Origin of the sequence: Marivita sp. (genome assembly GCF_051859345.1) — a bacterium.
GTDB lineage: Bacteria > Pseudomonadota > Alphaproteobacteria > Rhodobacterales > Rhodobacteraceae > Marivita.
This window is the reverse complement of sequence record NZ_JBHYFV010000046.1, coordinates 1-24577: the sequence shown is the minus strand read 5'-3', so window position 1 is coordinate 24577 and position 24577 is coordinate 1. Positions and strand designations below refer to the sequence as shown.

Sequence of the window (24577 nt, the reverse complement as noted above, 5' to 3'; positions counted from 1 at the left end):
GAATTCAGGCACTGAGCCACGAACTGATCCGGTCAAAATCGCTCAGGAGAGTGGCGTTGTCGAAGGTTTCCGCCACGTGGCCGCGGTCGATGACGTAGTGTCGGTCTGCAACGGTCGAGGCGAAGCGCACGTTCTGTTCGACCATCAGGATGGTGTAGCCCCGCGCCTTGAGGTCCGCGATGGCGGCGCCGATTTGCTGGACCACCACGGGCGCCAGCCCTTCGGTCGGTTCGTCCAGCAGCAGCAGTCGCGCGCCGGTCCGCAGAATGCGTCCGATGGCGAGCATTTGCTGTTCGCCCCCCGACAGCTTGGTGCCCGGGCTGTTCATCCGGTCCTTGAGGCCCGGGAACAGGGACAGGATTTCGGCCACGCTCATTCCGCCCTCGGCCACGATGGCGGGCAGGACGAGGTTTTCCTCGGCGCTGAGGCTGGCGTAGATGCCCCGGTCCTCGGGGCAGAAAGCGACGCCGGTGTGGGCGATCCGGTGCGAGGGCAGAGCCGATGTTTCGGTCCCGTTGATGACGATGGAGCCGGCCCGGCGCGAAACCATGCCGACGATGGAGCGCAGGGTTGTGGTCTTGCCCGCGCCGTTGCGACCGAGCATGGTTACCAGTTCGCCTGCTCGGACGGTCAGGGCGATGTCGTGCAGCGCCTGGCTGGGCCCGTACCAGGCTTGCAGGTTCGAAATGTCCAGAACGGTGCGCGCGGTGGTCTCCGTTCGTGCTTCAGACATGGCTGCCTCCCAGGTAGGCCTCGATGACCTCTTCGTTGGCGGCGACGCTGGCGTAATCACCCTGGGCCAGGATACGGCCACGGGCCAGAACTGTCACCTCGTCGCAAATCTCGGAGACGATGCCGAGGTTGTGTTCGACCATCAGGACAGAGCGGCCTTGGGCGGCGTCGTGGATCAGGCGGGTGATGCGGTCGACGTCCTCGATCCCCATGCCGGCGGTGGGCTCGTCCAGCAGGATTACCTCGGGGTCCAGCGCGAGGGTTGTGGCGATCTCGAGCGCCCGGCGGTGGCCGTAGGACAGATCCCCTGCGGCGACTTCTGCCAGGTGAACGATGCCGACGCTTTCCAGGTGTTCCATTGCCGCGCTCCGGTTGACCGACAGGGCGGATTTGCGGGTCCAGAAGTCGTAGGATTCACCGCGCCGACGTTGCAGGGCAAGCATGACATTCTCTAGCGCCGACATGCTGTTGAACACCGCCGAGATCTGGAACGACCGCACCAGCCCCATCCGCGCTATGGAGCCGGGGTCGAGCGCGGTGATATCGCGACCGTTGAAATGGATGGTGCCAGAAGTGGGTGTGAGGAACTTGGTCAGTAGGTTGAAGCAGGTGGTCTTGCCCGCGCCGTTGGGGCCGATCAGGGCGTGGATGCTGCCACGGCGAAGCGCGAGATCGACTCCGCCGACAGCGGCAAAGGTGCCGAAGGTCTTGGTGAGGCCCTTGGCCTCAAGCACGTTGGCGGTCATGGGTAAGTCTCGCAAGAGCGTGTGGGGATGCCGGGCCGCGCGGTTGCGGCCCGGCTTGGCTCAGGGACCGCGATCAGCCGTTGTCGCCCGTCACCAGGTAGCAGGTGCTCTGGTCCAGCGGGCGGAAGGCATCTTCGGCGGGGATGGTGGATACCGCGTTGAGATAGTCCCACTCGCCTTCGGCCTCGTCCGGCGACTTGACCTGCCACAGGTACATGTCGTGCATCATGCGGCCGTCTTCCCGAACGTAGCCTTCCTTGGCGAAGAAGTCATTGATCGGCATGGACCGCATCGCCTCGGAGACGGCATCGGGTTCGTCTGTTCCGGCCTGTTCGATGGCCCGCAGGTAGTGCATTGTGGACGAGTAGTTCGCGGCCTGGCTCATGTTGGGCATGGAGCCGACCCGGTCGAAGTAACGCTGGGCGAACTCGCGGGATTCCTCGTTCATGTCCCAATACCAGGCATTGGTTAGCATCAGCCCCTGTGCCGCCTCGAGCCCGATGGAATGGACATCGTTCAACCACAGCAGCAGCGCAGCCAGGGTCTGGTTCTGGGTCAGGCCAAACTCGGCAGCCGCGTTGATTGCGTTGACCGCGTCACCGCCGGTCGAGGCGATACCGACGATCTCGGCTCCGGATGACTGGGCCTGGAGCATGTAGGACGAGAAGTCGCTGGCCGAGAGAGGATGACGGGCCGAGCCCAGCACTTCGCCGCCCGCGTTCTCGACCACCTCGGTCACCTGTTCCTCGAGCCCGATGCCGAAGGCGAAGTCGACAGTCAGGAAGAACCAGTTCAGCCCACCGTCCTCGACCACCGCCTTGCCGGTGCCGTGGGCCAGTGAATAGGCGTCATAGGCGTAGTGGATCGCATAGGGCGAACACATGTCGTTGGTGATGCCGATGTTCGAGGCACCGTTCACGATGATGTGGCGCTGGGCCTCCTTGGCCACCGCCGCCACGGCCAGGGCCGCGCCGGAGTTGGAAAGGTCATTGATCATGTCGACGCCTTCGACATCGAACCATTCGCGGGCCTTGGCGGCCGCGGTGTCGGCCTGGTTGAGGTGGTCCGAGAAGATCACCTCGATCGGCGCGCCAAGCACTTCGCCGCCGAAGTCCTCGGCCGCCATGCGCACCGCCTCGACCGCGCCTTCTCCGGCGAGATCGCTGTAGATGCCGCTCATGTCAGTAAGCACGCCTAGCCGGACGACATCGTCCGAGACCTGGGCCTGCGCCGCCGTCGCGGCGGCAACAAAGGCACTTGACGCCAATAGACGCCCTATCAATCCACGCATTCTTTCTTCCTCCTCAGGTTGGAATGTCATATCAGTTCAGTAGTGTTTTCCACCATCTTACCGTTTCGGGTTCTCTTCACAATGTGCATTTCGCAAGATAAAATATCTGAAAAGCACATCCTGACCAAAAAGTTATCAAGAGGAAATGCGTCGATGGGCATTGTGAAAATCGGGGATGACCTGCACGAGGAACTACGCAAGTCCAGTTCGGTCATGTGCCGTTCGATCAATGCTCAGGCCGAATTCTGGATAAAGGTTGGTATGGTTGCCGAAGCAAACCCGCCGCGTGATCGGCTGGGCTTTCGGCAACCGGATGAAGCGTGATCTGGCGATCCGGGGCCCTGAAGATGGTCATTGCATTCAGGTGGCCGCCCAAAGGCTGCATCTTCCACAGCGATCGCGGCAGCCAATACTGTTCGCGTGACTACCAGAAGATCCTGCGCCAGTATGGCTTCTAAGTCTCCATGAGCGGAAAAGGTAATTGTTATGACAATGCGACCGTTTTGCGTCGGGAAAACAGTCCCCCAGACTGTTTTCTAATCCTCATCACCTTCTTCAAAACCATCAAGGCAGAGTTGATCTGGCGGCAGTCGTGGGCAACAAGACGGCAAGTTGAAATAGCGATCTTCGGATACATCAACGGCTTCTGCAATCCGCGTCGACGGCACTCAGCATTGGGCTGGAAAAGCCCGGTCGCCTTCGAACGGAAAGTGGCTTAAACGAGCACCTGGAGCGGTACTAAAGTGCGAAAGGTCCATTCCTTTCGCGATGCTCGACGGCCAGGCCAGTCATGATCCGAGCAAAGACGCCCTTATCGCTCCATCACTTCCATCAGTTGTGGAATGTCTTGTGAGGACCGTGTTCCCTGGGCGCATCGCGCCAGCGGAACCCAGCGCGGTTGATGAAAATAATCCCATTCAGCACCCTGCGGTCATCGACATGCGGTTTACCGTGAGACTTCGGAAAATAGGGCTTCAAACGGTCCATCTGCGCATCGCTCAACCAGAAAAGATCAGACATGCCACCGCTCGTTTTTCGGCGGTGAGTCACGACGCTCGGCTGAGATCAATGGGCCAGACCCTACTCGGCGCGCGGGGCGTTGTAATCCTTGTCCGTGACGTGTTCCATCCAGTCGGCCGTCTTGCCATCAACAGAGGTCTGCACGGCCAGATGTGTCATCGCGCAGTCTGGTGATGCGCCATGCCAATGCCGTTCCCCCGGCGCAAACCAGACGGTATCGCCCGGACGCAGCACCTGCACCGGCTGCCCCTCGGACCCGGCCAGCCCACTGCCTGACAAGACATGGAGCGTCTGACCGGCGGGATGGGTGTGCCACGCTGTCCGCGCGCCGGGTTCAAAGGTCACTGACAGGATTTTGACCGGCGAGGCGTCGTCACCCGATACAACCGGATCAAACCTGACCGTGCCGGTGAAATATTCAGTGCCTGGAAAGAGCGAAGGCCGGTCTCCGGCGTGGTGGATTAACATAGTGAAGTCCTTTGTTCGTTACGGTGTGGGGTTTATCAGAGTTCTGGCTGCAAACCCAGACACCAGAGAAACCAGATGCGGGTTTTAGGGGGCCGACTCACATTCCAGGAACATTGCTGATGACGAACGACTGGGACTGGACGAAGTGAAAAGGGACTCTGCGAGTTCCACCATCAGCCGCGTCTTGCACGTTGTCCGTGCAGTCTCGGATCAGCTTGCGTATCTTTCGGCAGTGAGACCGTCCATCGAGATGTCCGGGGTTTTGCCCAAGACAATGTCGGCAACGGCGCGACCGGAGCCGCATGCCATTGTCCATCCCAATGTGCCGTGACCGGTATTCACAAACAGATTGTCGTATTGGGTCGGCCCCAGAACGGGGGTGCCATCCGGAGTCATCGGGCGCAGACCGGTCCATCCTTCGGCGCGCGAAATGTCACCACCTTTGGGGAACAGGTCGCCAATGACGTGTTTCACCGTGTCGGTGGCGTGTGGGCCAAGGCGGTTGGAATAGCCTGCGATTTCCGCCGTGCCTGCAACCCGAATGCGGTCGCCCAGCCGTGTGATGGCGACCTTGTGGGTTTCGTCCATGATTGTGGATTGCGGTGCAAAGGCATCCTCCGTGACAGGCAGCGTGACGGAGTAGCCCTTGACCGGATAGACCGGCAGCCTGATGCCGATGGGGTTGAGCACGTTCACCGCATAGCTGCCCATGGCGCACACATATCTGTCACCGGTGATGCGCCCGGCGATTTCGGTATCCACACCGGCGATCTTGCCATCCTGAACGGCGATGGATCGGATGGATTGGCCGTATTGGAACTCTACCCCCATCTCGACGCATTTTTCGGCCAGGGCGATTGTGAACAACCGGCAATCCCCGGTTCGATCTGCGGTCAGGCGCAGGCCTCCGACAAATTTGTTGCGGACTTCGGCCAGTGCGGGTTCCACGGCGATACACGCGTCGCGGCCCAGCACTTCGAAGGGAGAATCGTATTCCGCCAGAATGTCCTGATCGGCCTTGGAGCCCTTCATCTGCTTGGCCGTGCGGAACAATTGCAACGTGCCCTGTTCGCGGCCGTCATATTCGATGCCGGTCTCGGCAATCAGGTCCGGCATGACATCGCGCGAATAGTTCGACACCCGCACCATGCGTCCCTTGTTGATGCGATAGCTGTCCTCGTTGCAGTTGCGGATCATCTGCGCGCCCCATTTCCACATGGTTGGGCTGATCAAGGGCCAGATGAACAATGGGCGGCGTTTCATGAACATCCATTTGACGGCCTTCATCGGGATACCCGGTGCTGCCCAGGGTGAGGTCATGCCGTAGCTCAGTTCGCCGGCATTGGCATAGCTCGTCTCGAGGCCGGGTCCGACCTGACGATCGATGACCACAACCTCTGCGCCCTGTTTCGCCAGATAATACGCGGTGGTCACGCCAATAACTCCGGCGCCCATAACGACAATCTTCATGACAGATGCCTTTCGATCGAGTTCAGGGCAGGATGCGATTTCTGATGATCGTGTACAAGGCGGCTGACGGAGCCGTTGCGGACTTGGCGGCAAATGCCAGGGACCGGCAGGGCAAAATGAAATTGGCGGTTGCTGCGTTGCAGCGACCTGTTCATGATGCGACCGAGGAGATCTCGTTCATGTCAATTACCGCAAGCATCTACCATCTGACGCATTACAAGTATGACCGATTGGTCACTCTTGGCCCGCAGACCATCCGGCTGAGGCCGGCACCGCATTCGCGCACGCGTGTGATTTCGCATAGCCTGACAGTCTCGCCATCCGGCCATTTCGTGAACCATCAGCAAGACCCCTATGGAAACTGGCTGGCGCGGTTCGTGTTTCCGGAACCCGTGCGGGAACTGAAGATCGAGGTCGATCTGGTGGCGGACATGTCCGTCTATAATCCCTTCGATTTCTTTGTCGAAGACTCCGTCAAGACCTATCCGTTCACCTATGACGATGACATTGCACCTGACCTGAGCATTTATCTGCGCCGTGATCCCGTAGGCCCACTTTTGCAGAATTTCATGGCGACCGTGTCGCGCGAACCGATGGTCACGATTGATTTTCTGGTGATGCTGAACAGTCGATTGGCCCATGAGATCACCTATGAAATCCGCATGGAACCCGGTGTGCAGACCGCCGAGGAAACGCTGGGACGGGCGGCGGGATCGTGTCGCGACACAAGCTGGCTTTTCGTGCAGATCCTGCGCAATGTGGGCCTCGCCGCGCGGTTTGTCTCGGGGTATCTGATCCAGCTCAAACCTGACCTGATCGCGCTTGACGGGCCTGCGGGGACGGAGACGGACTTTACCGACCTGCACGCCTGGGTCGAAGTGTATCTGCCCGGCGCGGGGTGGGTCGGGCTGGATCCGACCTCTGGTTTGCTGGCGGGGGAAAGCCATATTCCACTGGCGGCAACACCCCATTATCGCCATGCGGCCCCGATTTCGGGTGTCGCCAGTGCAGCGGATGTCGAATTTTCCTTCGACATGCAGGTCACGCGCACGGCAGAGCATCCGCGCATCACCAAGCCGTTTTCGGACGAGTCATGGAATGCTCTGAACGCGTTGGGTGAAGCTGTTGATAAACGCCTTGAGGCCGGGGATGTGCGCCTGACGATGGGGGGCGAGCCAACCTTTGTGTCGATTGATGATTTTGAAAGCGACGAATGGAACTCTGACGCGGTTGGTCCGGCAAAGCGCGGACTGGCGGATAAGCTGATGCGCCGGTTGCAGGGCAAGTTTTCGACCGGGGGCTTGCTGCATTACGGGCAGGGCAAGTGGTATCCTGGTGAAACGCTGCCGCGTTGGACCTTTTCGCTGTACTGGCGCAAGGACGGGCATCCGATCTGGCGGGATCCTGACCTGCTGGCGCGTGAAGACACGCATGAGGATGTTGGGCCGCAGGACGCGCAAGACCTGCTGACCCGGATCGCAGAGAATTTGTCTGTGCCACAGGAAAACGTGCTGCCCGCGTTCGAAGATCCGGCAGAGTGGATCATCAAGGAAGGCAATCTGCCCGCCAATGTCACACCCGAGAACTCCAAGCTTGCCGATCCCGAAGAACGCGCGCGTATTGCACGGGTGTTCGAACGGGGTCTGAGCACACCGGCTGGCTATGTCCTTCCCGTTCAGCGTTGGCAGGCGCGCGCGTCGAGCCGCTGGATGTCGGAAGTCTGGGCCTTGCGCCGCGGCAAGGTGTTTCTTGTCTCCGGCGACAGCCCTGTTGGGTATCGCCTGCCTCTGGGTACGCTGCCGCATGTGCCGGAAAGCGATTATCCGTTTATCAATCCACAAGACCCGACCGAGGCGCGCGGGCCATTGGCAACTCCGTCAGAGGACGTGCCAGAGCCCGAACATGCGTCTCCGGAGCAACATGTCGCGCATCGCACCGAAGGCACGGCAGGTCAGGAGCAGGTCGAGCAGGTCCTGGGCGATCTGAGCGGGCGTGTGCGTACCGCCATATCGGTTGAACCGCGCGACGGGCGTTTGTGCGTGTTCCTGCCGCCGGTGGAAACACTCGAGGATTACCTTGAACTGATCGCTGCGGTTGAAGCTGCCGCAAGAACGATTGGCCACAAGGTTCTGATCGAAGGTTATGCGCCGCCGCATGATCCCCGCATCGAGGTGATGCGGATCGCCCCCGATCCCGGCGTGATCGAGGTCAATATCCATCCCGCGGCAAGCTGGGCCGACTGTGTGAACACGACCGAAACCGTCTATGAAGAAGCCCGCCAGTGCCGTCTGGGGGCAGACAAGTTCATGGCCGATGGACGTCACACGGGAACGGGGGGCGGCAATCATGTGGTGGTTGGTGGTGCCACGCCAGCCGACAGCCCATTCCTGCGTCGCCCTGATCTGCTAAAGAGTTTGATCCTGTTCTGGCAGCGCCATCCAAGCCTGTCCTACCTGTTCGCCGGAACGTTTGTCGGCCCCACAAGCCAGGCACCGCGCATTGACGAAGCCCGCCACGATGGTCTGTACGAACTGGAGATCGCGCTTGATCAGATCTGGCCGCCCAGCGACGGAACGCCACCGCCGCCGTGGTTGACCGACCGTTTGTTGCGCAACGCGCTGATCGACGTGACCGGCAACACCCATCGGACCGAGATCTGCATCGACAAACTGTACTCTCCGGATGGTCCAACCGGACGATTGGGGCTGGTCGAGTTCCGTGGCTTCGAGATGCCGCCCAATCCGCGTATGAGCCTCGCGCAACAGCTGTTGCTGCGGGCGATCATTGCACGGTGCTGGGAAAGCCCGATTAGTGGAAACCTGATCCGGTGGGGGACAACCTTGCATGATCGGTTCATGTTGCCCGCCTTCATCTGGGAAGATTTCGAAGACGTCCTGAACGACCTGCGCACACATGGCATGGACTTTGATCCGGCGTGGTTCGCCGCACAGTCGGAATTCCGGTTCCCGTTCTGCGGCGAGGTCACCTATGAAGGCATCACGCTTGAACTGCGTCAAGCGCTTGAGCCTTGGCATGTGATGGGGGAAACGGGTGCCATTGGGGGCACCGTGCGCTATACGGACAGTTCGTCCGAGCGGTTGCAGGTGACGCTGACCGGGGCCAACCCCGAACGCTATACGATGACGGCAAACCGCCGTGTCGTGCCATTGACAGCGACGGCCACAAATGGCGTGCGGGTTGCTGGCGTGCGCTACAAGGCATGGAAGCCGGCAATGTCCTTACATCCTGTGCTGGAAGTCGACGCGCCATTAACGTTTGATATCTATGATACCTGGACCGGCAAGTCGCTGGGCGGGTGTCGGTATCATGTCGCCCACCCCGGCGGGCGCAATTTCGATACGTTCCCGGTCAATGGAAACGAAGCAGAGGCACGACGATTGAGCAGGTTTGAAAAGATGGGCCATAGCGCCGGAACGGTCCCGCCGACGCCGGAACGGACACATCCGGAATTTCCCATGACTCTGGACCTGCGCCGCAGGGCGGGCCTTTAGGCTGTGCAGACCCCGCACTCTCAGAGGTATGAACAAACCTACCGCGACTTGCTGGCCAGCTATGGCGCGCAAGTTGCCGGTGGCGCTGCGCATAGCGATGAGATGTTTGATCAAGACGGTGCCGTCAAACCCGTTTGGGAGTCGTTCTTTCAACACCTGAGCAGCTTGGCCCCAGAAGAATTGGAACTTCGCTTTACCCGTGGCGACCAATACCTTCGGGATGCCGGGGTGCTGTATCGCCAGTACGACGAAAGCCTGTCGACGGAGCGCGAATGGCCGCTGAGCCATATTCCGGTGATCATTGGCGACGACGAATTCCAGACAATCTCGGACGGGCTGATCGAGCGGGCCGAGCTTCTTGAATATGTGTTACGGGACTTTTACGGCGACAATACGCTGGTGAGCACGGGCCAGTTGCCTGCAACGCTGTTGAGTCAGAACCCTGCATGGCTGCGCCCGATGGTCGGTGTCGGCAATGAAGGGGCAAATCTGCTTAACATGGTGTCATTTGAAATCGGCCGTGGGCCCGATGGCAAATGGTGGGTGATCAGCGATCTTGTCGAAGCGCCCTCGACCGCCGGGTTTGCGATTGAAAACCGCATCGCCATGGGCCGGGTGTTCCCGAATTTCTTCGCGAGCGCAAATGTTCACCGGCTTGCGGGGTTCTTCAAGGAATTCCAGCAGACGTTGATGGATCTCAAGGGCCGTACGTCGGGTGAAGTCGCTTTGTTGTCGCCCGGACCAATGAACCAGAGCTATGCGGAACACGCTTATATGGCGCGTTATCTTGGCCTGTTGCTGGTGGAAGGCGAAGACCTCATCGTGCAGGACGGGCAGGCGATGGTGCGCACGGTTGCTGGTCCAAAGCCTGTCAGTCTTTTGTGGAACAGGCTGCCAAGCGCCATGTTTGATCCGCTCGAGCTTGATCCCACATCCATGTTGGGTGCGACCGGATTGGTGCAGGCGATCCGCGATGGCACGCTGAAGACCGTGAACATGGTCGGGGCCGGGGTTCTCGAAACGCGCGCGCTGATGGCGTTTCTGCCAAAGATCGCGCGGGCGCGGCTGGGGCGGGGTCTTGCGCTTTCCAACATTGCGACGTGGTGGTGTGGTCATGACGCGCAGCGCGATCATGTGCTTGCCAACAGTGATCGCATGATGGTTGGCGATGCCTTTTCGACAACCCCTTTGATGGCGGATCCCAAGACGATAGCGTTCGGCACTGTAGTTTACGGTCCCCATGTGGAGCAGTTGACCGAGCTGTTCAAAACCAATGGCCGCAACCTTGTCGGACAAGAAGCGGTGACGTTGTCGACGACTCCGGTCTGGGAAAAGGGCCGACTGGTCGCGCGGCCAATGTGTATCCGGGTATCGCTTGGGCGCACAGAGACCGGCTGGACGGTCATGCCGGGTGGATATGCACGGATCAGCGCTGGAAACGACGCCAAGGCGCTGGCCATGCAGCGCGGCGGGAAAGTGTCTGACGTTTGGGTGACAAGCCCACACAAGGTCCAGACACCGACCCTGTTGTCCGTGCAGAAAAACGCGGTCTCACGAAGCCTGACCCATGCCTTTCTGCCCAGCCGGGCAGCCGACAACCTGTTCTGGCTGGGCCGCTATGTTGAACGCTCTGAGCAGAACATGCGCATGTTCCGCGCCTATTTCGCGCGCATTGCCGATGGTGCCGATCACAGCGACACGATGCCGGCCTACATGCGCGACAGGATCATGAACCATGTGGACCCACAAGCACAGGCGATGGCCGAACGTTTTGGCGCACCGCTTGGGTTGGCCCTGCAATCGGCCTCGCGTATCAGTGACCGGTTTTCCCCCGATGGGATGATGGCGTTGCGTGGGCTGGTGACGCAGTTGCATATCCTGGATGGCAGACCCGTTCCCCTGGAAGATATCCCGCTTGAGATCAGCAGCCTGTTGCGCCAGATCACAGGGTTTGCGGGGCTGGTTCATGAAAACATGTACCGCTCGGACGGATGGCGGTTTCTGAGCATGGGCGCGTCGCTGGAACGGGCGGCTAACATGTGTGACCTTCTGGCGGCCTGTTTGTCCGAGGACGCGCCGACTGGCGCACTTGATCTGGCACTTGAGATTGGCGACAGCGTTGTGTCCCACCGTGCGCGTTTCCAGATTTCCGCCGATGCGATTTCGGTCATAGAATTGTTGGCGCTGGACGGGAAAAACCCGCGCTCGATCCTTTACCATGTCTCGCGCATGAAAGAGCATATTGCCAACCTTCCCTTGCAAAGCGCAGATCAAGCCATGACGCAGGTTGCACGCATGGTTCTGGTCCTGGAAACGCGATTGGTGACAAGCGAACCAACCGACATTTTCCCGGAATTCCTGATCGAGTTGAAGCGGGATATCTGGGGCATCTCGGACACGCTCAACGAATATCATCTGGCTTAGGGCATGATTTACAGCATCCGCCTGACCATCGCGCACAAGTACGATCAGCCGGCTGCGAACAGTCGGCATCTGATCCGCGTCCTGCCGCGAATTGTTCGGGGTCGTCAAAGTCTGACGACACATCTGCTCGAGATATTCCCCGAACCGGACTCGCGGTCAGAAGCTGTGGACTTTTTTGGCAACAAAACGACATCCTGTACGCATCGCGATTACCATGCCGAGATGTCCATTCGCCTGTCCTGCCATGTCGACATGATGTCGCCCCAACCTTGGCAGGACCTCACTCCGGACGTCGCGCAGCTTCGGGTGGAGTATGGCAGGCTGACTGACCTTGGACCGGAATCACCGCTGCACTTCCTTGGGCCAACGAAGCGCCTGTCGCCGGACCAATCCATGGCGCAGTTTGCACAGGATGTGTTCGACCCGAAGGACAGCACGGCCGCCAACGTCATTCGGATCGGCAGGGCGCTACACGACGCGATGACGTTTGATGCAACCGCGACAACGGTCGATACCGATGCATCAGATGCGTTTCGCCAAAAGCGCGGGGTCTGTCAGGATTTCACCCATATCATGATCATTGCGCTACAGGCCTTGGGCATTCCGGCAGGATACGTCAGCGGCTATCTGCGCACGCTTCCCCCAGAGGGTGGGGTGAAGCTTGAAGGGGTCGATGCAATGCATGCCTGGGTCAGGGCGTGGTGTGGCCCGGATCAGGGGTGGATCGAATACGATCCGACAAATGCCACGTTGGTGGGCACCGATCACATCGTCGCCGGCTATGGGCGCGATTATTCGGATGTCTCTCCGGTTCGGGGGCATTTACGGTCTTCGGGGGGGCAGAAAAACACGCAAGGGGTCGATGTTGCCATCGTTGGCTGATCCCGACCCCTGAACGCTTATTGGCGCTGGTAGCTTGGCAGATGCATCAGGGCCGCCCGCAACGCGTCACCCCAGCTTGCACTGATGGATTGATAGTAGGGATTTTCTGCCGTGATGCGGGGTTGGCGATCCAGTTCAAAGCTATCGGTTTCGTAGATCTGCAGGTCGAGCGGCAGGCCAACTGAAAGGTTGGCCTTGATCGTTGAATCGAACGACACCATCAAAAGCTTGATCGCGTCTTCAAAGCTTATATCGGGATCATAGGCGCGCACGAGGATTGGTTTGCCGTACTTGGCCTCGCCAATCTGGAAAAACGGTGCGTCCTCTGTCACCTCGATAAAGTTGCCTTCCGGGTAAACCAGGAAAAGGGTCGGCAAGCCGCCTTTGATCTGGCCGCCGACAATCACGGATGCCTTGAACGCGGACGTGGCGGACTGGCCATCCGACCCGCCGCCCTGGATCACCTCTTTCAGTGTTGCGCCGACAAAGCGGGCAACCTCGAACATGGTGGGCAATTCAAGGAGTGTCGGTTTGCGTTCGGTCGGAACCTTGGAGCGTTCTTCCAGGATGCTGATCAACGCTTGTGTCGTGGCGAGGTTGCCAGCGGTCATGATCGTGATGGCGCGATCACCGGGTACGTCCCACGAGAACATCTTTTTCGTGGTCGAAAAGTTGTCAACCCCCGCATTGGTTCGGGTATCCGACATGAAAACAAGGCCACGGTTCAGATATAGGCCAACGCAATAGGTCATCTTGGGTCCAGAACAGGGGCAGCGACCGACGCTGCACCACGCGTTTTTAGCGGCGAAAGATCGACTGCACAATCGTGGTTGAACGCAATTGGCAAACCGTCACACAGAAGTCATCATCGGCCGTTCAAGGCAGGTCGATCTAGCTGCCCACGCGGGTCACTTCAACGGTTTGCTCTTGCAGGTCCATGAAGCCGTAGGACGTCAGGAAAGACGCATCCGCAGCGTCGCGACCGACGCAGATGCGGACCGTGTTGGACGGATCCGACATGCCTGTGGGATCGACAAGATACCAGTCGCCGTCCAGAAAGACCTCGACCACGGCGTGAAAGTCCGGTGGGGTCACGTCCGGCGCATAGGCGCTGACGAACCGGGCCGGAATGCCTGCTGCCCGTACGAAGGCAATCAGGACATGCGCGTAGTCGCGGCACACGCCGACGAGGCTGGCAAAGCTGTCCACGGCCGTGGTTCCCGCATGGCTGGCCCCGTTGTCATAGGTGAAATTGGTATAGATCCAATGGCTCATGGCCTGCACCAACGCCCCGCCGGTCAGCCCGTCGAATTGTCCTGCGACGAAATCCAGAAAGAGTTCCGAATGACAATATCGCGACGGCATAAGGTATTGGATGGCCGAACCGGGGAGTTGAAAGCGCGGAGTCTCGCGAAGCTCTGCAAGATCCGGAATCCGCCGCGTGATCTCAACGCGGGTTTCATAGCGGCATTCCAGACGGGGCCCGACACTCAGCCATCTGCGCACGCCGATACCGTGTTCACCTGCCACTTCTTGCAGCGAAGAACCGGACGTGAGCGAGAACTGGGGATCCTGACACAGTTGAGCGCCATCGGTGTTGGACTCGATCTGCAACAGGACATCGCAGACCTGTGACGTCGTGTAGACAAGATGAGTTTTTACGGAAAGGAGCACTGTGGAATCCAAGCTGAGTGAGGGGAGAGTGGGGATCTATCGCAGGCCATGACGTTTCTGTCGATGCGATAATCGGGCAGGGCTCTTGCATGCCGCTAAAGTCCCGTGAGTGGTCAAGCGGCGATGCGTGTGCGCGATGCCATCTGACGCGGGAAAAAAGGCGCAGGCCCCTTGCCACGGCTTTCAGAGGTTGGCTTTCAGGCGCAACGCCCTGCGCCATCCCTTCGGGGGTTACTGACAGCCGCCAGCGGCCCATTGTCTGAGGTTGCGTTTGAGGATGCCGTTGAACGGGTGGGGTTTTTCAAGCGACCGTTGTCCGCTCAGGTTGAGGTAGACATTCGACTGATCGCACAGACGCTCGCGGGTCCATTCATGGCAGCTCGCGCATGTCTCGGATTTCCAGTATTCCTCTGGAAGACCCTCGACCGGTGGAAAGAGCGGTGACAGTTCGGTGATCTGTGACAGGATGATCCCGTCAATCACGGATCCCGGCGCGACAAGGGGCGCATCGAACCGAACCACGTTCGGGACGCTTGACCTTTCCTGTTCAACGGCCATCGCCAGTTCGGTTTCTTGCGTGGGTTCGCTCACACCTTCACCGACCGGGTCAACGCTGGTCTCGGATTCAAGGGCGGCCATTTCGCCTCTTGCGAATTCTGAATATGTCCCATCTGGGAACGCCTGAAGGAAGTCCTGATACCCCTCAACTGTCGGGTTGGCCTGAACCGCTTCGAACATGGATTGTTCGTTTTCCGAGGGTCCGGCGGGTTCCGGACGTTGGACCGCTGCGGTGTCGTCGGTCAGTTCGGCCTCAATGGCCTCTGCCAGCAGGGCGCGTGCGTCCTCTGCATAGGCGCTGTCAGGGTAGCCGCGCAGGAACAGCATGATCTGCACCGGGTCTTTGGTGGCTTGCACAGAGTTCCAGAGTTGGCGGGCTGCCAGATCTTCGGGATTCTCCGTGGGAGCATCCACAAAGGTGAAATTGTTGGTCAGCGACGAGGTGTCCCAAGGTGTCTGAAGACCGTTGGTCTGCTCGAGAACCGAAATGCGAACCTGCTTGAACATCTGTTCAACGGCGACACCGGGCTTGAGCATTTCATCGGCCAGAGCCAGCGTGAATGGGCTGTTCTGGCCGGTTCCGTCAAGCGCCACGGCACCCGGAGACGTGGCGTAGGACAGAAACGTCCCTGTTGGTGCTTTCATCTCGGCGAGACCGGGAGAGTCGAATTCAGCCATGTCCGCGAACGGGTTGTTGCGGCAGGCGTCGAGGATGACAAAGTTGGTCCGGTTGCGCGCAGAGGCCATCTGGCGAAGAACCGATTGGGCTTCGACCCCTTCGAGGTCCAGATCGGCGGCATCGTTCAGGGCAACGTCCACTGGCAGAAGATAGTTGTTCCCGAAACTTTGGACCCCGTGACCCGCATAGTAGAACAGACCGGTTGTATCGGCACCGCCATTTCGCAGGCTGCGGCCAAAATCCGAAAGCGCGCGCTTCATCTCGTTCTGGGTGGCGTCGATGAGCAGCGTCACCTGGAAATCAATTGCCTCAAGGGTTGAAGCGATCAACTGCGCGTCGCGCGATGGGTTATCCAGCGCAGACACGCTGCTGTAGCTGGAGTTGCCGATCACCAGTGCAATCCGGTCCTGTGCAACCGCTGGCCCCGCAGCCAACCCGAGAACCAAACACGCAAGAAATGCGTTTGTTTTGATGCGTTTGCCGAGTTTTGGGAGCGAATCGAACAAGGTTTCCTCCTGCTGGTGATTGAAGGCATTAACTAATATGTGGTGCCAGAAATTTTTGCTGCCACGTTTTTATCGCGTGTCCTATGCAAGCATGCAAGTTTTCTGTTAAACTGGTATTTTAATAGTTTGTACTGGCTACACCTTCTGGCGCAATTCATCTGCGAGGTATTTATGAAAATCGCTCTTCTTCGTGTTTTCTGTGTTGTCGCCCTCTTGATGGCAATACCCTTGGGTCAGGCTTCTGCGCAAAGCAGCGACCCGTTCGAGTATGGTTGGAATTTGGATGGTGACGCGTCCGAATTAAGGTTTTTGTCAGTCAAGAAGTCAAAAATCGCCGAAACCAGTTCGTTTGCAACCTTGTCGGGGCTGATCACCGAAGACGGCCAGGCCCAGGTTCGGGTACTTCTTGACTCGGTCGATACCAAGGTCGATCTGCGCAACGTGCGCATGCGCTTCCTGTTCTTTGAAACCTTCCGATTCCCCGAAGCGGTCATCACAACCGAACTTTCCCCCGAACTTTTGACCGATCTGCACATCACGCGCCGCAAGGAAATCGAACTTCCGTATTCCTTCACGCTGCGCGGCGTCACGCTTGATCGGACGACGGATGTGGCGGTGACCCTGATCGACAATGACCGCGTGGTTGTGTCTTCGATCACACCGATTGCGTTTACCCTTGAGGAACTTGATCTTGAAGAGGGGCGCAAAAAGCTTGAGGAGGCCGCGAATGTGGACATCACCCCGATTGGTGTGGTGAGCTTCAACTTCGTATTCGACCGGGCGCAGCAAGGCACGCCGCCGAACCTTCCCGAAGCTGTCTTGACTCCGGCTGCTGTTGCCTTGGAAGACAAGGGCGAGATGACGGAAGAAGCCTGCCTTGGACGGTTTGAAATTCTGTCCAAGACCGGGAACATCTTTTTCCCATCCGGCAGCACACGTCTGGATGACAAGAGCATTCCGTTGCTCGAAAACCTGTATGACATCGTGAACCGGTGCCCCTCGTTCCGGCTTGAGATTGCGGGCCATACGGATTCGGTGGGCAGCGATCAGCAGAACCAGACGATCAGCGAACGGCGCGCCGCGTCGGTTGTGACGTGGTTGCGCGACAAGGGCATCCCGACAGATCGGATGATTTCCGTGGGCTATGGCGAAGCGCGACCGATCGTTGCCAACGACACGCCGGCCAACCGCGCACGGAACCGCCGCATCGAGTTCACGGCGCTGGTCGACTGATCCGACGCACTATGTGCGAAGGCGGTTCGATCGCCGACACCAGGCCATTGACGGGGCATCTGCAAAAGGCAGGTGCCCCGTTTACGTTATGCAGCCGCGAATGGATCGTCGAGCACGCCCACAAGCGGCATCAGGAATTCCCCGTTGGCCGCGTTCAAGGCATCTGCAAGATGCCCGTCCGTTGCCGCCACGGCCGCTGTGATGCTTGACTGTGATCCGTTGAAGATCGCCATGACGGCGGATGCGTTCGCCACGTCCGACATGCCCTTGTGGACGGCAAAATATGCGCCGATATCGGTCTTGTTTTCAAGGTAGGCGCGGTCGGCCAATTGCTGATTGACGAAATCCTGGCCGAGTTCGGGTTTCAGTTCGGATTTAGCGCCGCGCAATGCATCGAGGATAAACTGGTCCCGTGTCACCTGACCGCCATCCAGCGCACCAACCCAGAAATCAATACCTGCCTGGTCCGGTGTGCGTCCAAGGACGTTATTGTAGACTGAGGTTGCAAATTCATTGTTCGAGGTGCCGCCGGGATAGGTTGCCCGTGTTTCATCCTGATCAATGAAGAACGTGGCCATTTGTTCGAACGTGGTGCCATTGGCAAATGCCGTGCCCCAGAAGTTCAGGCCAACCGCATCAGGTGCCCGGTTGAAATAGGCGATGTAGAGTTCGATGAAGCTTTCGAAATTTGACGCGCTCAGACCGGTGGCCCCGCTGTAAAGATTGAAGATCTCCGCCCCGCCGAAGTTTGTATCGAAGTCCAGGAATTCGACGCTGACCAGAGTGTCGAGCCCGTTTTCACCAGACCGCCGATCCTGAATCGTTGTGTTGTTGGCGCTGAGAGTCACGGTGTACGAGCTTTGCGAACCGCTGAATTCCGCGGTGTCTATGCCGCCGCCGCCGTTCAAAAGATCGTTGCCACGACCGCCTATCAGGACATCATTCCCGGATTCACCGAAGAGTGAATCATTCCCGCCTTGACCAGACAGCGTGTCGTTGTCGGCCCCGCCATTGATGAGTTCGGCCAAATCGCCGCCGCGCACATAATCATCACTTGCGCCGGCAAAAATCCGGCTGGCAGTCTCGCCCCCGCCATTCGGATTGATGCGGGCCACTGTATCGGGAACGGTTGTATCGACGATGATGACGTTTTCGTCGTTCATCGAATAGTTTGGCCATTGAGACAAGACTTCGGTCACAGACCTTGGCTGCTGGGTATAGTCGACCGAGAAAAGCAGGAGGCCGGTGCCCGAGCGTACTTCCATTGAATCGACGGTGCCGGCCAAGTTGTTCACCGTTGCCGGGTTGTTCTTCTGGAAAGTGCCTTTCAGTTCGACAATGAAATTCTCGCCAGTTGCGCCTTCAAGGAAGACGGCATTGGTTCCGCTGGCATCGAGAAGGTCGCTGTTGCCGCTGTTCAAGGTAAAGCTGGCGGGCTGTTCGGACAGGATATTCGCACGGGTGAAAATATAGGCTGCGCCGTTCGGGATCTCGTCGGTGTTGGGAAGGTCGGCAACAACGCGTTTAGAGGCAGCGCTTTGAGCTGTCGCACCGATCTCTTCGGCGGATCGTGCCTGTCTCGCAAACGCATTTTGCGCGAGGCTGAAGGGATCAGCCTCATCGTAGTCAACCTCATACCCAAGGTCGTCCATTGCCGCGATGGTCAGTTCGCTGAGGCGGTTGTCGGGCAGAAAGTTTGTCTTGGGGGCAGATGTCGGTGTGCGAATCTCGACCCTTGAGGTCATGAGCTCCACATCCAGCACACTTTCGCTCCAATACTCGCTCCGAAGTGCGCCATCCTCTCCGGACTCAAGAACGTTTTGCCCATCGAGGTTATCCGAGAGCTCGGCCATTTCGCGTAGCGCGTTGAGGCCGGTGTAGGTTGGAACACCTCCGATATCCCGGACAAGACCGAGTTCTTCCCACAAAGACCCGAAACCAAGCGCACGCCCGATCGTGTTGGCGGCGAATTCATCAAGGTTCACAGTCCGGGTCAGTTCGTCAGAGTTCAGAACGATGCGTGAGAAGGTGGGCAAATCGGCACCATTCCCGGTGCCGCCTGGCCGTTGGTCCAGTACACTGGAAATCGCGAGGATTGTCTGGTCGACACCTTCAAAGACAAGCTCGATGTCCTGAACAGAGACTTCGATCAGGAGGTCATCGACAAACCCGTACCCTTCGACAAACGCGTAAGGCAAATCGCCTGTGATGACTTCTTCCCACCGTTCGGCCGCGTCCGCGAATGCCTGAATGTACCTGTCTGCGGTATCGTCCGACGTAAATTCGACGGTGATGTCGAACCTGTCGTCATCCAAGGGGCCGAGATCGTTCAGTTCCAGACGGTATTGGCCAGTGGTGTCTCCAAAGCCGCCAGCGGAAAGGTAGAACGTGCCGGAAGTGTCGGCGACGAATTGAAGTGCGCTGCTTGTGCCTGTGCCGCCATCATCGTTCTGGGTGTTCTGGATCAGGACGCCGTTGCTGTCATACACACCCCGAAAGAACGGATCAGCGAGAGCATTGCCACCTGCGGTTGGCACAAGTTCGATTTCATAAAGCCGGTTGGCGGCCAGATTGACCTCGAACCAGTCTTCATCCTGCGCAAAGTCGATGCGTCCAAGGGCATTGCCGCCAGATATAATCGACCCGGTGGTGTCGATATCGGCCGCAAAGTCATCACGAATGCCGGTGTTGTCGACGGCAACCGTATAGGTTCCGGTTCCGCCGAATTCATCCTGGACCGCGATGAAATAGTCACCTGCGCTTTGCGGCGTGAAAAACGATACGCTGTCATCACCGACAATTTGCGTGTTGAGCGTTTGCACCGAAGTGACCGGCGTTCCGTTCAGATTGCTTGACGAAAACACACCCAACAGATCCGGATCGCGCAATGTCCCGTTGTTGGATTCGTTTCCAAGAATGCTGATTTCGTAAGTGGTATTCGCCTGCAAGGACACGCGGAAGCCATCCACGTCACCAACAGTTTCAATCTCGCCGGTTGCACGCCCATTGACGGAGAGACTGCCAAAGCCAGAAGAGAGGCCGGGGAGGAAATCGTCAACAAAACCGATTGCCGTGGTTGTCAGGGTATAGTCGCCGATCGCCGCGTTGTTGGCACTGGCAACTTCGATCTGATAGACACCGTCCGTTGCGACCACCACGCCACTTGCCAAGGCGTTAAATCCGACGCCGCCGTCATTGTTGCTGCTGCCGGCAACCAGGGCACCGTTGCTGCCATACAACCCAATGATCTGCGGGTTTTGAAGAGAACCGCCCCCCGTGGGCGCACCTTCAAGCGAGATTTCGTATTCCACACCGGCTTGCAGGGTGATGTCAAAGCGGTCGCGATCGCCGGCCCTTTCGATGGTGCCCTGTGTCGGGACATCAATCAGGGCGGTCCCGAACGTGGTTGCAAATTCGCCCGGCAGGTAGTCATCCGCCGCGCCAAGTGACTCGACGCTCAACTCATAGCCGCCGGTTCCGAAAGGTGTGTGGCTGCCCACCTCGATTTCGTAAATGCCGCTTGTCTGGACAAGGAACGCCTCAAGCAGAGCGTTGCGGCCTGTGCCGCTGTCATTGTCGGAAGAGTTCGGAACCAGAACGTTCAGGCTGTTGTAGACGCCAAAGATCTCAGGGTCGGCAAGTGTGCCGCTCGGGTTGGACGTGGAAGCAAGACCGATGGAATACAATTGTCCCGCTTCAAGCGAGACAATGAAGCGGTCGCGGTCTTCGGCACGTTCGATGCTGCCAAGTTCGGGCAGGCCTACGTCGATGGACCCAAGAGAAAGCGCAGTCTCGCCGGGCAGGTAGTCGTCCAGCGCAGCGCCGAATTCGATGATCTGTTCGCTTTCCGTTTGCGCTCCGCGGGCGTCGATTGCGGTGAAACGGACAACAAGGCTTTGACCGGGTGTGCCGACGGCATCGGTTATCAAGAGATCGCCGTTGGCGAGCAATTCTCCCGTGGCGGTATCGGTCTCGAACGTGAAGGGCACCGCCGTGAAAAGCTCTTCACTGCCATCCGCGAAGTTGGTCAAGACATTGCCAACGACCTCGGGCTCGGTGAAGGTATAGTTCTGGATGGGGTCGGGCACCCCGTATGGCGCAGAGTTGATGGAAAAGCTTCGGGTATAGTCGATGGTCGTCGGCACGATGAATCCGGTGACCGTGCCGCCGAGGAGGTTGGTTTCCGGAGAACCCATGGGATCCTCAACGATCCAGTCAACAGTACCGGTAACACGCACCGAAACGGTTTCATCGTCTTCGACCAGTTCATCCATCAACGCCGCAAAGTTCAGGGATTGCGTTTGGCCAAAGGAATAAGAAACCGTGAAATCTTCGCCACTTGTGGCATTTGCGGACGTCACGATTACGGAAATCTGGCGGTCCGCGATATATTCGTCAGGTGACCCGGTGTTCGGGAAGGGCAGCGGAATGTCCGACGGAATTTCTGTTGGGATTGAAAGCGTGATGTTGTCGCCTTCATTGATCACATCGGGCAGGCTCAGGTCGAAGTATTCAAGCGTGTATGTGCCGCCATTCGAGAACGAGTTCCCGGCTTCCCCTACAGAAAAATAATATGTTCCGGAAAAATCGGGGGAAAAGAACGCAAGACTGTTCTGTCCAACGCCGCTGTTGTCGTCAAACGTACCCGGAATAAGCATTCCGCCTGCGTCGTAAACACCGACAAAGTAGGGATCGGCAAGAGTTCCATCACCGGTTGCAGAACCCCTGACCTGAATCTCGTAGTTGTTGCCGGCGATCAGCGTGACCGCGAACCAGTCTTCTAGATCGGTGTAATCCGAAATGCCCCCTAGCGCGGGTACTCCGGCTGTTGCACTCCCATAGTTGGCACCTGATCCGATAAAACTGTCAAAGTCGGGAAATTCTTCCATGGTCTGTACATCCGTCTGGCAAAATTCAGGCTGTTGAAAAGCCGATTGAAATCCACGGTCGAGAGGCTAAACGCAGCAAAACAACACGATGTTCGACTATATCCAGATAGGGCCCCGCAATGCGTGGTTGACCCCTCTTTATCCCGACCCAGTTGGTTCAGTGTGGAGGCCAATCTTACCTCAAGTCAAGCATGGCTTACGAGACGCGTGGCTTTCAATCGGCTTGGGGAAGACTTGACGACAGAACCGTCATGCGATGCCCTAGTATCGGGTAGCTTGAGCTGCAGGCGTTTTCTTCGCAAAGAAGTGAGTGAAATCGTCGGCTTCACCACCTATGATGCGAACCAAATCACGGAACCAGCGAAAGGAACCAAACCATGAGCTGCATCGTCCGACTGCTTGTCATGCCTGTCTTACTGCTTCTGTCCAGTGTGACACTGGCCAGTGCGAGTCCGGATCGCGTCGCCCTAGTGCTTGGCATGGCGGATTATGAAACCATCACGCCGCTGACAAATACGCGCAATGATGCAGAGGCGCTTGCCGAAACGCTGACGGATATCGGGTTCGACGTTACACTTGGGATCGACCTTACCGAGGCAGACCTTCGTCAGGTGATGAAGGACTTCTCCTTCCGTTCGGAAACGGCTGATCTGGCGCTGATCTATTTTGCCGGGCATGGCATCGAAGTGCAGGGTGAGAATTTTCTGATCCCGGTCGATGCCCGTCCCAGATCAAATATTGATGTTCAGCAGCAATCGGTGTCGCTCAAGGAAATGCTGGCCGTCGTGGAAAAGGCCCGCGTGATGCGGATCGTCATCCTGGACAGCTGCCGGGACAATCCGCTGGGGGGCAATATTGATCCGGATGCCGTGCTTCAATCGGCGCTTCAAGCGACTGATGAGGCGACGCGTGGTGTGGGTGGGCTGGCCCCTGCCAAACCCGATCGGGGAACACTTGTCGCGTTTGCGGCGAAAGACGGGCAGGTGGCTTTGGACGGAACGCGCGGGAATAGCCCTTATGCACGCGCCCTGATGGAGAAAATGGCCAAACCCGGTCTGGAAATCAGCTTGATGTTCCGGCAGGTCCGCGACGCCGTTCTTGAGGAAACGCAGAACCTGCAAGAACCTTATACATACGGTTCATTGACGGGGACGCCGTTTTACCTGACCGGCACGCCCGACGGTGACACCGAAGTTGCCGAGGCCGAGCCTACGAAAACGTGGTCCAAACTGCGGCCCGATCAGGAATCGCAACTTTTGGCCCTGGCCAATCTGGGCGACACCCGGTCGATGCTGGGTCTTGCCTATATTCGCCTCAATCCCGAAGACACGCGGTTCGATCCGGCACAGGCCGTCAGCTTTCTCGAGCGCGCGGTTGAGCGCGGCTCTCCGGAAGCGCAGATGGAACTGGCCAAGCTATATGAACAGGGCATCGGTGTGACTGTTGACGAAGCCCGCGCGCTTGAACTGTACCAAGCCGCTGCGGATCAGGGTTTTGCCGATGCAATCAACGATCTGGGTTTTCTGTACTATCAAGGCGGATTGGGGTTGCGGCCAAATCCGACCAAGGCGCTTGAACTGTTCGAACGCGCGGCTGACCTGCGCCATCCAGAGGCGCAGTTCAACTTTGCGGCGTTGATTGATGATGGCATGATCGCGGACAAAGGCCCAAAGGATGCGGCCAGCTACCTCTACGCAGCCCTGCGCAGCGGCAGTCAGGATGTGCTTAACCTGTTGCTCGAACGCCCAACGATGTTTGCCGAAGAGACACGACGAGAACTTCAGTCCCAGTTGCAGGCGTATGATTTCTACACCGGGACCATTGATGGCGATATCGGGCCGGGAACCAAACGCGGGATCAGAGCTGCGTATGGTCTGGAATGAGTGTCGGTTGTCAGCCCATCACCTGACTGTTGCAATCAGCTTGAGCGCAGCAGCACCTTGTTTGACCCAACGGCGGCTGCGATGCGCTGAAAATGAATGGCGCGTGTCGCATCCGAGCTTGCGGACCGCAGAAGCACCGTTTCTGCCTCGGCGACGATATTGCTTGCCTGCTGATTGAGTTGCGGAGCGCGCGACGCCTGCAAGGCGCGCATAGGGGGGGTCGGAACTGATTGGCCGGTCTCAGTTCTGATCCGCGCCTGCAATGCGGGCTTCTGGCGGTCCAGGTTGTTTCGCAAAAGGGTGTCCAGCTTGCGCGCCGTATCCAGCAGGACTTCGCGGGTTTCCGCGTAGTCCCCATTCGCGGGAACGTCCTCTGCGAGTTGGCGATAGGTCGATGCGATACACGAGAGCTTGTATTCATCCCCCATGAATTCGCAAATCTGCTGGATCTGGTTCAATTGATTGACGATCTGGGTGGTGCGCTGCGTCGAGGCCGCAACGGGTGGGCCGCTGGGCGCAACACGCCGGTTGTCGTCACCCGGCGAGCTCGAGTTCCCGCCGCCGATTTCATCGCCGCCAACCTGAGCATAGCGCGGATAGATCAGTTCTA

Annotated in this window: 16 protein-coding genes and 2 pseudogenes; 7 read left to right on the top strand and 11 right to left on the bottom strand. The window is 58.5% G+C overall.

The features are described from left to right. Positions 1-4: 4 nt before the first annotated feature. From ACTIEN_RS19595 to ACTIEN_RS19585, 3 genes are all read right to left on the bottom strand, one after another. Positions 5-733, bottom strand: a complete 729-nt coding sequence (locus ACTIEN_RS19595; RefSeq protein WP_439524837.1) for an ABC transporter ATP-binding protein — start codon at positions 731-733, stop codon at positions 5-7. Beyond that, complete coding sequence (locus ACTIEN_RS19590; RefSeq protein WP_439524836.1) at positions 726-1478, bottom strand: ABC transporter ATP-binding protein; 753 nt, start codon at positions 1476-1478, stop codon at positions 726-728. Before ACTIEN_RS19590 ends, ACTIEN_RS19595 begins: the two co-directional genes overlap by 8 nt. A 73-nt stretch (positions 1479-1551) precedes the next feature. Continuing rightward, on the bottom strand, positions 1552-2769 hold the full coding sequence (locus tag ACTIEN_RS19585; RefSeq protein WP_439524835.1) for an ABC transporter substrate-binding protein: 1218 nt from the start codon (positions 2767-2769) through the stop codon (positions 1552-1554). A gap of 153 nt (positions 2770-2922) precedes the next feature. On the opposite strand from ACTIEN_RS19585, the gene ACTIEN_RS19580 reads away from it, so the two are divergent. Together ACTIEN_RS19580 and ACTIEN_RS19575 are read left to right on the top strand one after the other, a co-directional pair. Then, the gene (locus ACTIEN_RS19580; protein ID WP_439524834.1) at positions 2923-3093 is read left to right on the top strand and encodes a ParD-like family protein; all 171 of its coding nucleotides are present in this window, start codon (positions 2923-2925) and stop codon (positions 3091-3093) included. After that, positions 3044-3488 (top strand): annotated as a pseudogene (locus ACTIEN_RS19575) (DDE-type integrase/transposase/recombinase); the annotation flags it as partial. The gene ACTIEN_RS19580 and the pseudogene ACTIEN_RS19575, both read left to right, overlap by 50 nt. A gap of 43 nt (positions 3489-3531) precedes the next feature. Here ACTIEN_RS19575 and ACTIEN_RS19570 read toward each other — a convergent pair. The 3 genes and pseudogenes from ACTIEN_RS19570 to ACTIEN_RS19560 all read right to left on the bottom strand — a co-directional run. After that, a pseudogene (locus tag ACTIEN_RS19570) lies at positions 3532-3789 on the bottom strand (transposase); the annotation flags it as partial. Positions 3790-3849: 60 nt separating this feature from the next. Then, positions 3850-4257 (bottom strand): (R)-mandelonitrile lyase, encoded by a 408-nt coding sequence (locus tag ACTIEN_RS19565; protein WP_439524833.1) that lies wholly within the window; start codon positions 4255-4257, stop codon positions 3850-3852. A 210-nt stretch (positions 4258-4467) separates the two neighbouring features. Continuing rightward, a complete protein-coding gene (locus ACTIEN_RS19560; RefSeq protein ID WP_439524832.1) occupies positions 4468-5820 on the bottom strand; it encodes a D-amino acid dehydrogenase in 1353 nt (450 codons plus the stop codon). Between the two features lie 86 nt (positions 5821-5906). Here ACTIEN_RS19560 and ACTIEN_RS19555 point away from each other — a divergent pair, with 86 nt between their 5' ends. From ACTIEN_RS19555 to ACTIEN_RS19545, 3 genes are all read left to right on the top strand, one after another. Continuing rightward, the gene (locus tag ACTIEN_RS19555; protein ID WP_439524831.1) at positions 5907-9239 is read left to right on the top strand and encodes a DUF2126 domain-containing protein; all 3333 of its coding nucleotides are present in this window, start codon (positions 5907-5909) and stop codon (positions 9237-9239) included. A gap of 102 nt (positions 9240-9341) precedes the next feature. Beyond that, positions 9342-11663, top strand: a complete 2322-nt coding sequence (locus ACTIEN_RS19550; RefSeq protein ID WP_439524830.1) for a circularly permuted type 2 ATP-grasp protein — start codon at positions 9342-9344, stop codon at positions 11661-11663. Positions 11664-11666: 3 nt separating this feature from the next. Further along, positions 11667-12545 (top strand): transglutaminase family protein, encoded by an 879-nt coding sequence (locus ACTIEN_RS19545; RefSeq protein WP_439524829.1) that lies wholly within the window; start codon positions 11667-11669, stop codon positions 12543-12545. Between the two features lie 17 nt (positions 12546-12562). Here ACTIEN_RS19545 and ACTIEN_RS19540 read toward each other — a convergent pair whose 3' ends face one another. The 3 genes from ACTIEN_RS19540 to ACTIEN_RS19530 all read right to left on the bottom strand — a co-directional run bounded on the left by ACTIEN_RS19540 (position 12563) and on the right by ACTIEN_RS19530 (position 15962). Further along, on the bottom strand, positions 12563-13297 hold the full coding sequence (locus ACTIEN_RS19540; protein ID WP_439524828.1) for a peptidase: 735 nt from the start codon (positions 13295-13297) through the stop codon (positions 12563-12565). 139 nt (positions 13298-13436) lie between these two features. Beyond that, positions 13437-14219 (bottom strand): transglutaminase-like domain-containing protein, encoded by a 783-nt coding sequence (locus ACTIEN_RS19535; protein ID WP_439524827.1) that lies wholly within the window; start codon positions 14217-14219, stop codon positions 13437-13439. 231 nt (positions 14220-14450) lie between these two features. Next, the gene (locus tag ACTIEN_RS19530; RefSeq protein WP_439524826.1) at positions 14451-15962 is read right to left on the bottom strand and encodes a caspase family protein; all 1512 of its coding nucleotides are present in this window, start codon (positions 15960-15962) and stop codon (positions 14451-14453) included. A gap of 171 nt (positions 15963-16133) precedes the next feature. Here ACTIEN_RS19530 and ACTIEN_RS19525 point away from each other — a divergent pair, with 171 nt between their 5' ends. Further along, positions 16134-17195 carry an OmpA family protein gene (locus ACTIEN_RS19525; protein WP_439524825.1) on the top strand — a complete coding sequence of 354 codons (1062 nt, stop codon included), beginning with the start codon at positions 16134-16136 and terminating at the stop codon, positions 17193-17195. 86 nt (positions 17196-17281) lie between these two features. Here ACTIEN_RS19525 and ACTIEN_RS19520 read toward each other — a convergent pair whose 3' ends face one another. After that, positions 17282-22084: a DUF4214 domain-containing protein gene (locus ACTIEN_RS19520; protein WP_439524824.1), complete on the bottom strand. Its 4803-nt coding sequence runs from the start codon at positions 22082-22084 to the stop codon at positions 17282-17284. Between the two features lie 377 nt (positions 22085-22461). Here ACTIEN_RS19520 and ACTIEN_RS19515 point away from each other — a divergent pair, with 377 nt between their 5' ends. Then, positions 22462-23967, top strand: a complete 1506-nt coding sequence (locus ACTIEN_RS19515) for a caspase family protein (RefSeq protein ID WP_439524823.1) — start codon at positions 22462-22464, stop codon at positions 23965-23967. A 35-nt stretch (positions 23968-24002) separates the two neighbouring features. Here the strand turns inward: ACTIEN_RS19515 and ACTIEN_RS19510 are convergent. Continuing rightward, positions 24003-24577 (bottom strand): hypothetical protein (locus tag ACTIEN_RS19510; protein ID WP_439524822.1); only part of this gene is annotated, 575 nt, incomplete at its 5' end.

What these genes read in the sequence shown, in the direction of transcription:
- ACTIEN_RS19595 (WP_439524837.1), bottom strand. Translation starts at nt 733, where the DNA reads ATGTCTGAAGCACGAACGGAGACCACCGCGCGCACCGTTCTGGACATT.
- ACTIEN_RS19590 (WP_439524836.1), bottom strand. Translation starts at nt 1,478, where the DNA reads ATGACCGCCAACGTGCTTGAGGCCAAGGGCCTCACCAAGACCTTCGGC.
- ACTIEN_RS19555 (WP_439524831.1), top strand. Translation starts at nt 5,907, where the DNA reads ATGTCAATTACCGCAAGCATCTACCATCTGACGCATTACAAGTATGAC.
- ACTIEN_RS19580 (WP_439524834.1), top strand. Translation starts at nt 2,923, where the DNA reads ATGGGCATTGTGAAAATCGGGGATGACCTGCACGAGGAACTACGCAAG.
- ACTIEN_RS19540 (WP_439524828.1), bottom strand. Translation starts at nt 13,297, where the DNA reads ATGACCTATTGCGTTGGCCTATATCTGAACCGTGGCCTTGTTTTCATG.
- ACTIEN_RS19515 (WP_439524823.1), top strand. Translation starts at nt 22,462, where the DNA reads ATGAGCTGCATCGTCCGACTGCTTGTCATGCCTGTCTTACTGCTTCTG.
- ACTIEN_RS19550 (WP_439524830.1), top strand. Translation starts at nt 9,342, where the DNA reads ATGTTTGATCAAGACGGTGCCGTCAAACCCGTTTGGGAGTCGTTCTTT.
- ACTIEN_RS19545 (WP_439524829.1), top strand. Translation starts at nt 11,667, where the DNA reads ATGATTTACAGCATCCGCCTGACCATCGCGCACAAGTACGATCAGCCG.
- ACTIEN_RS19585 (WP_439524835.1), bottom strand. Translation starts at nt 2,769, where the DNA reads ATGCGTGGATTGATAGGGCGTCTATTGGCGTCAAGTGCCTTTGTTGCC.
- ACTIEN_RS19565 (WP_439524833.1), bottom strand. Translation starts at nt 4,257, where the DNA reads ATGTTAATCCACCACGCCGGAGACCGGCCTTCGCTCTTTCCAGGCACT.
- ACTIEN_RS19520 (WP_439524824.1), bottom strand. Translation starts at nt 22,084, where the DNA reads ATGGAAGAATTTCCCGACTTTGACAGTTTTATCGGATCAGGTGCCAAC.
- ACTIEN_RS19525 (WP_439524825.1), top strand. Translation starts at nt 16,134, where the DNA reads ATGAAAATCGCTCTTCTTCGTGTTTTCTGTGTTGTCGCCCTCTTGATG.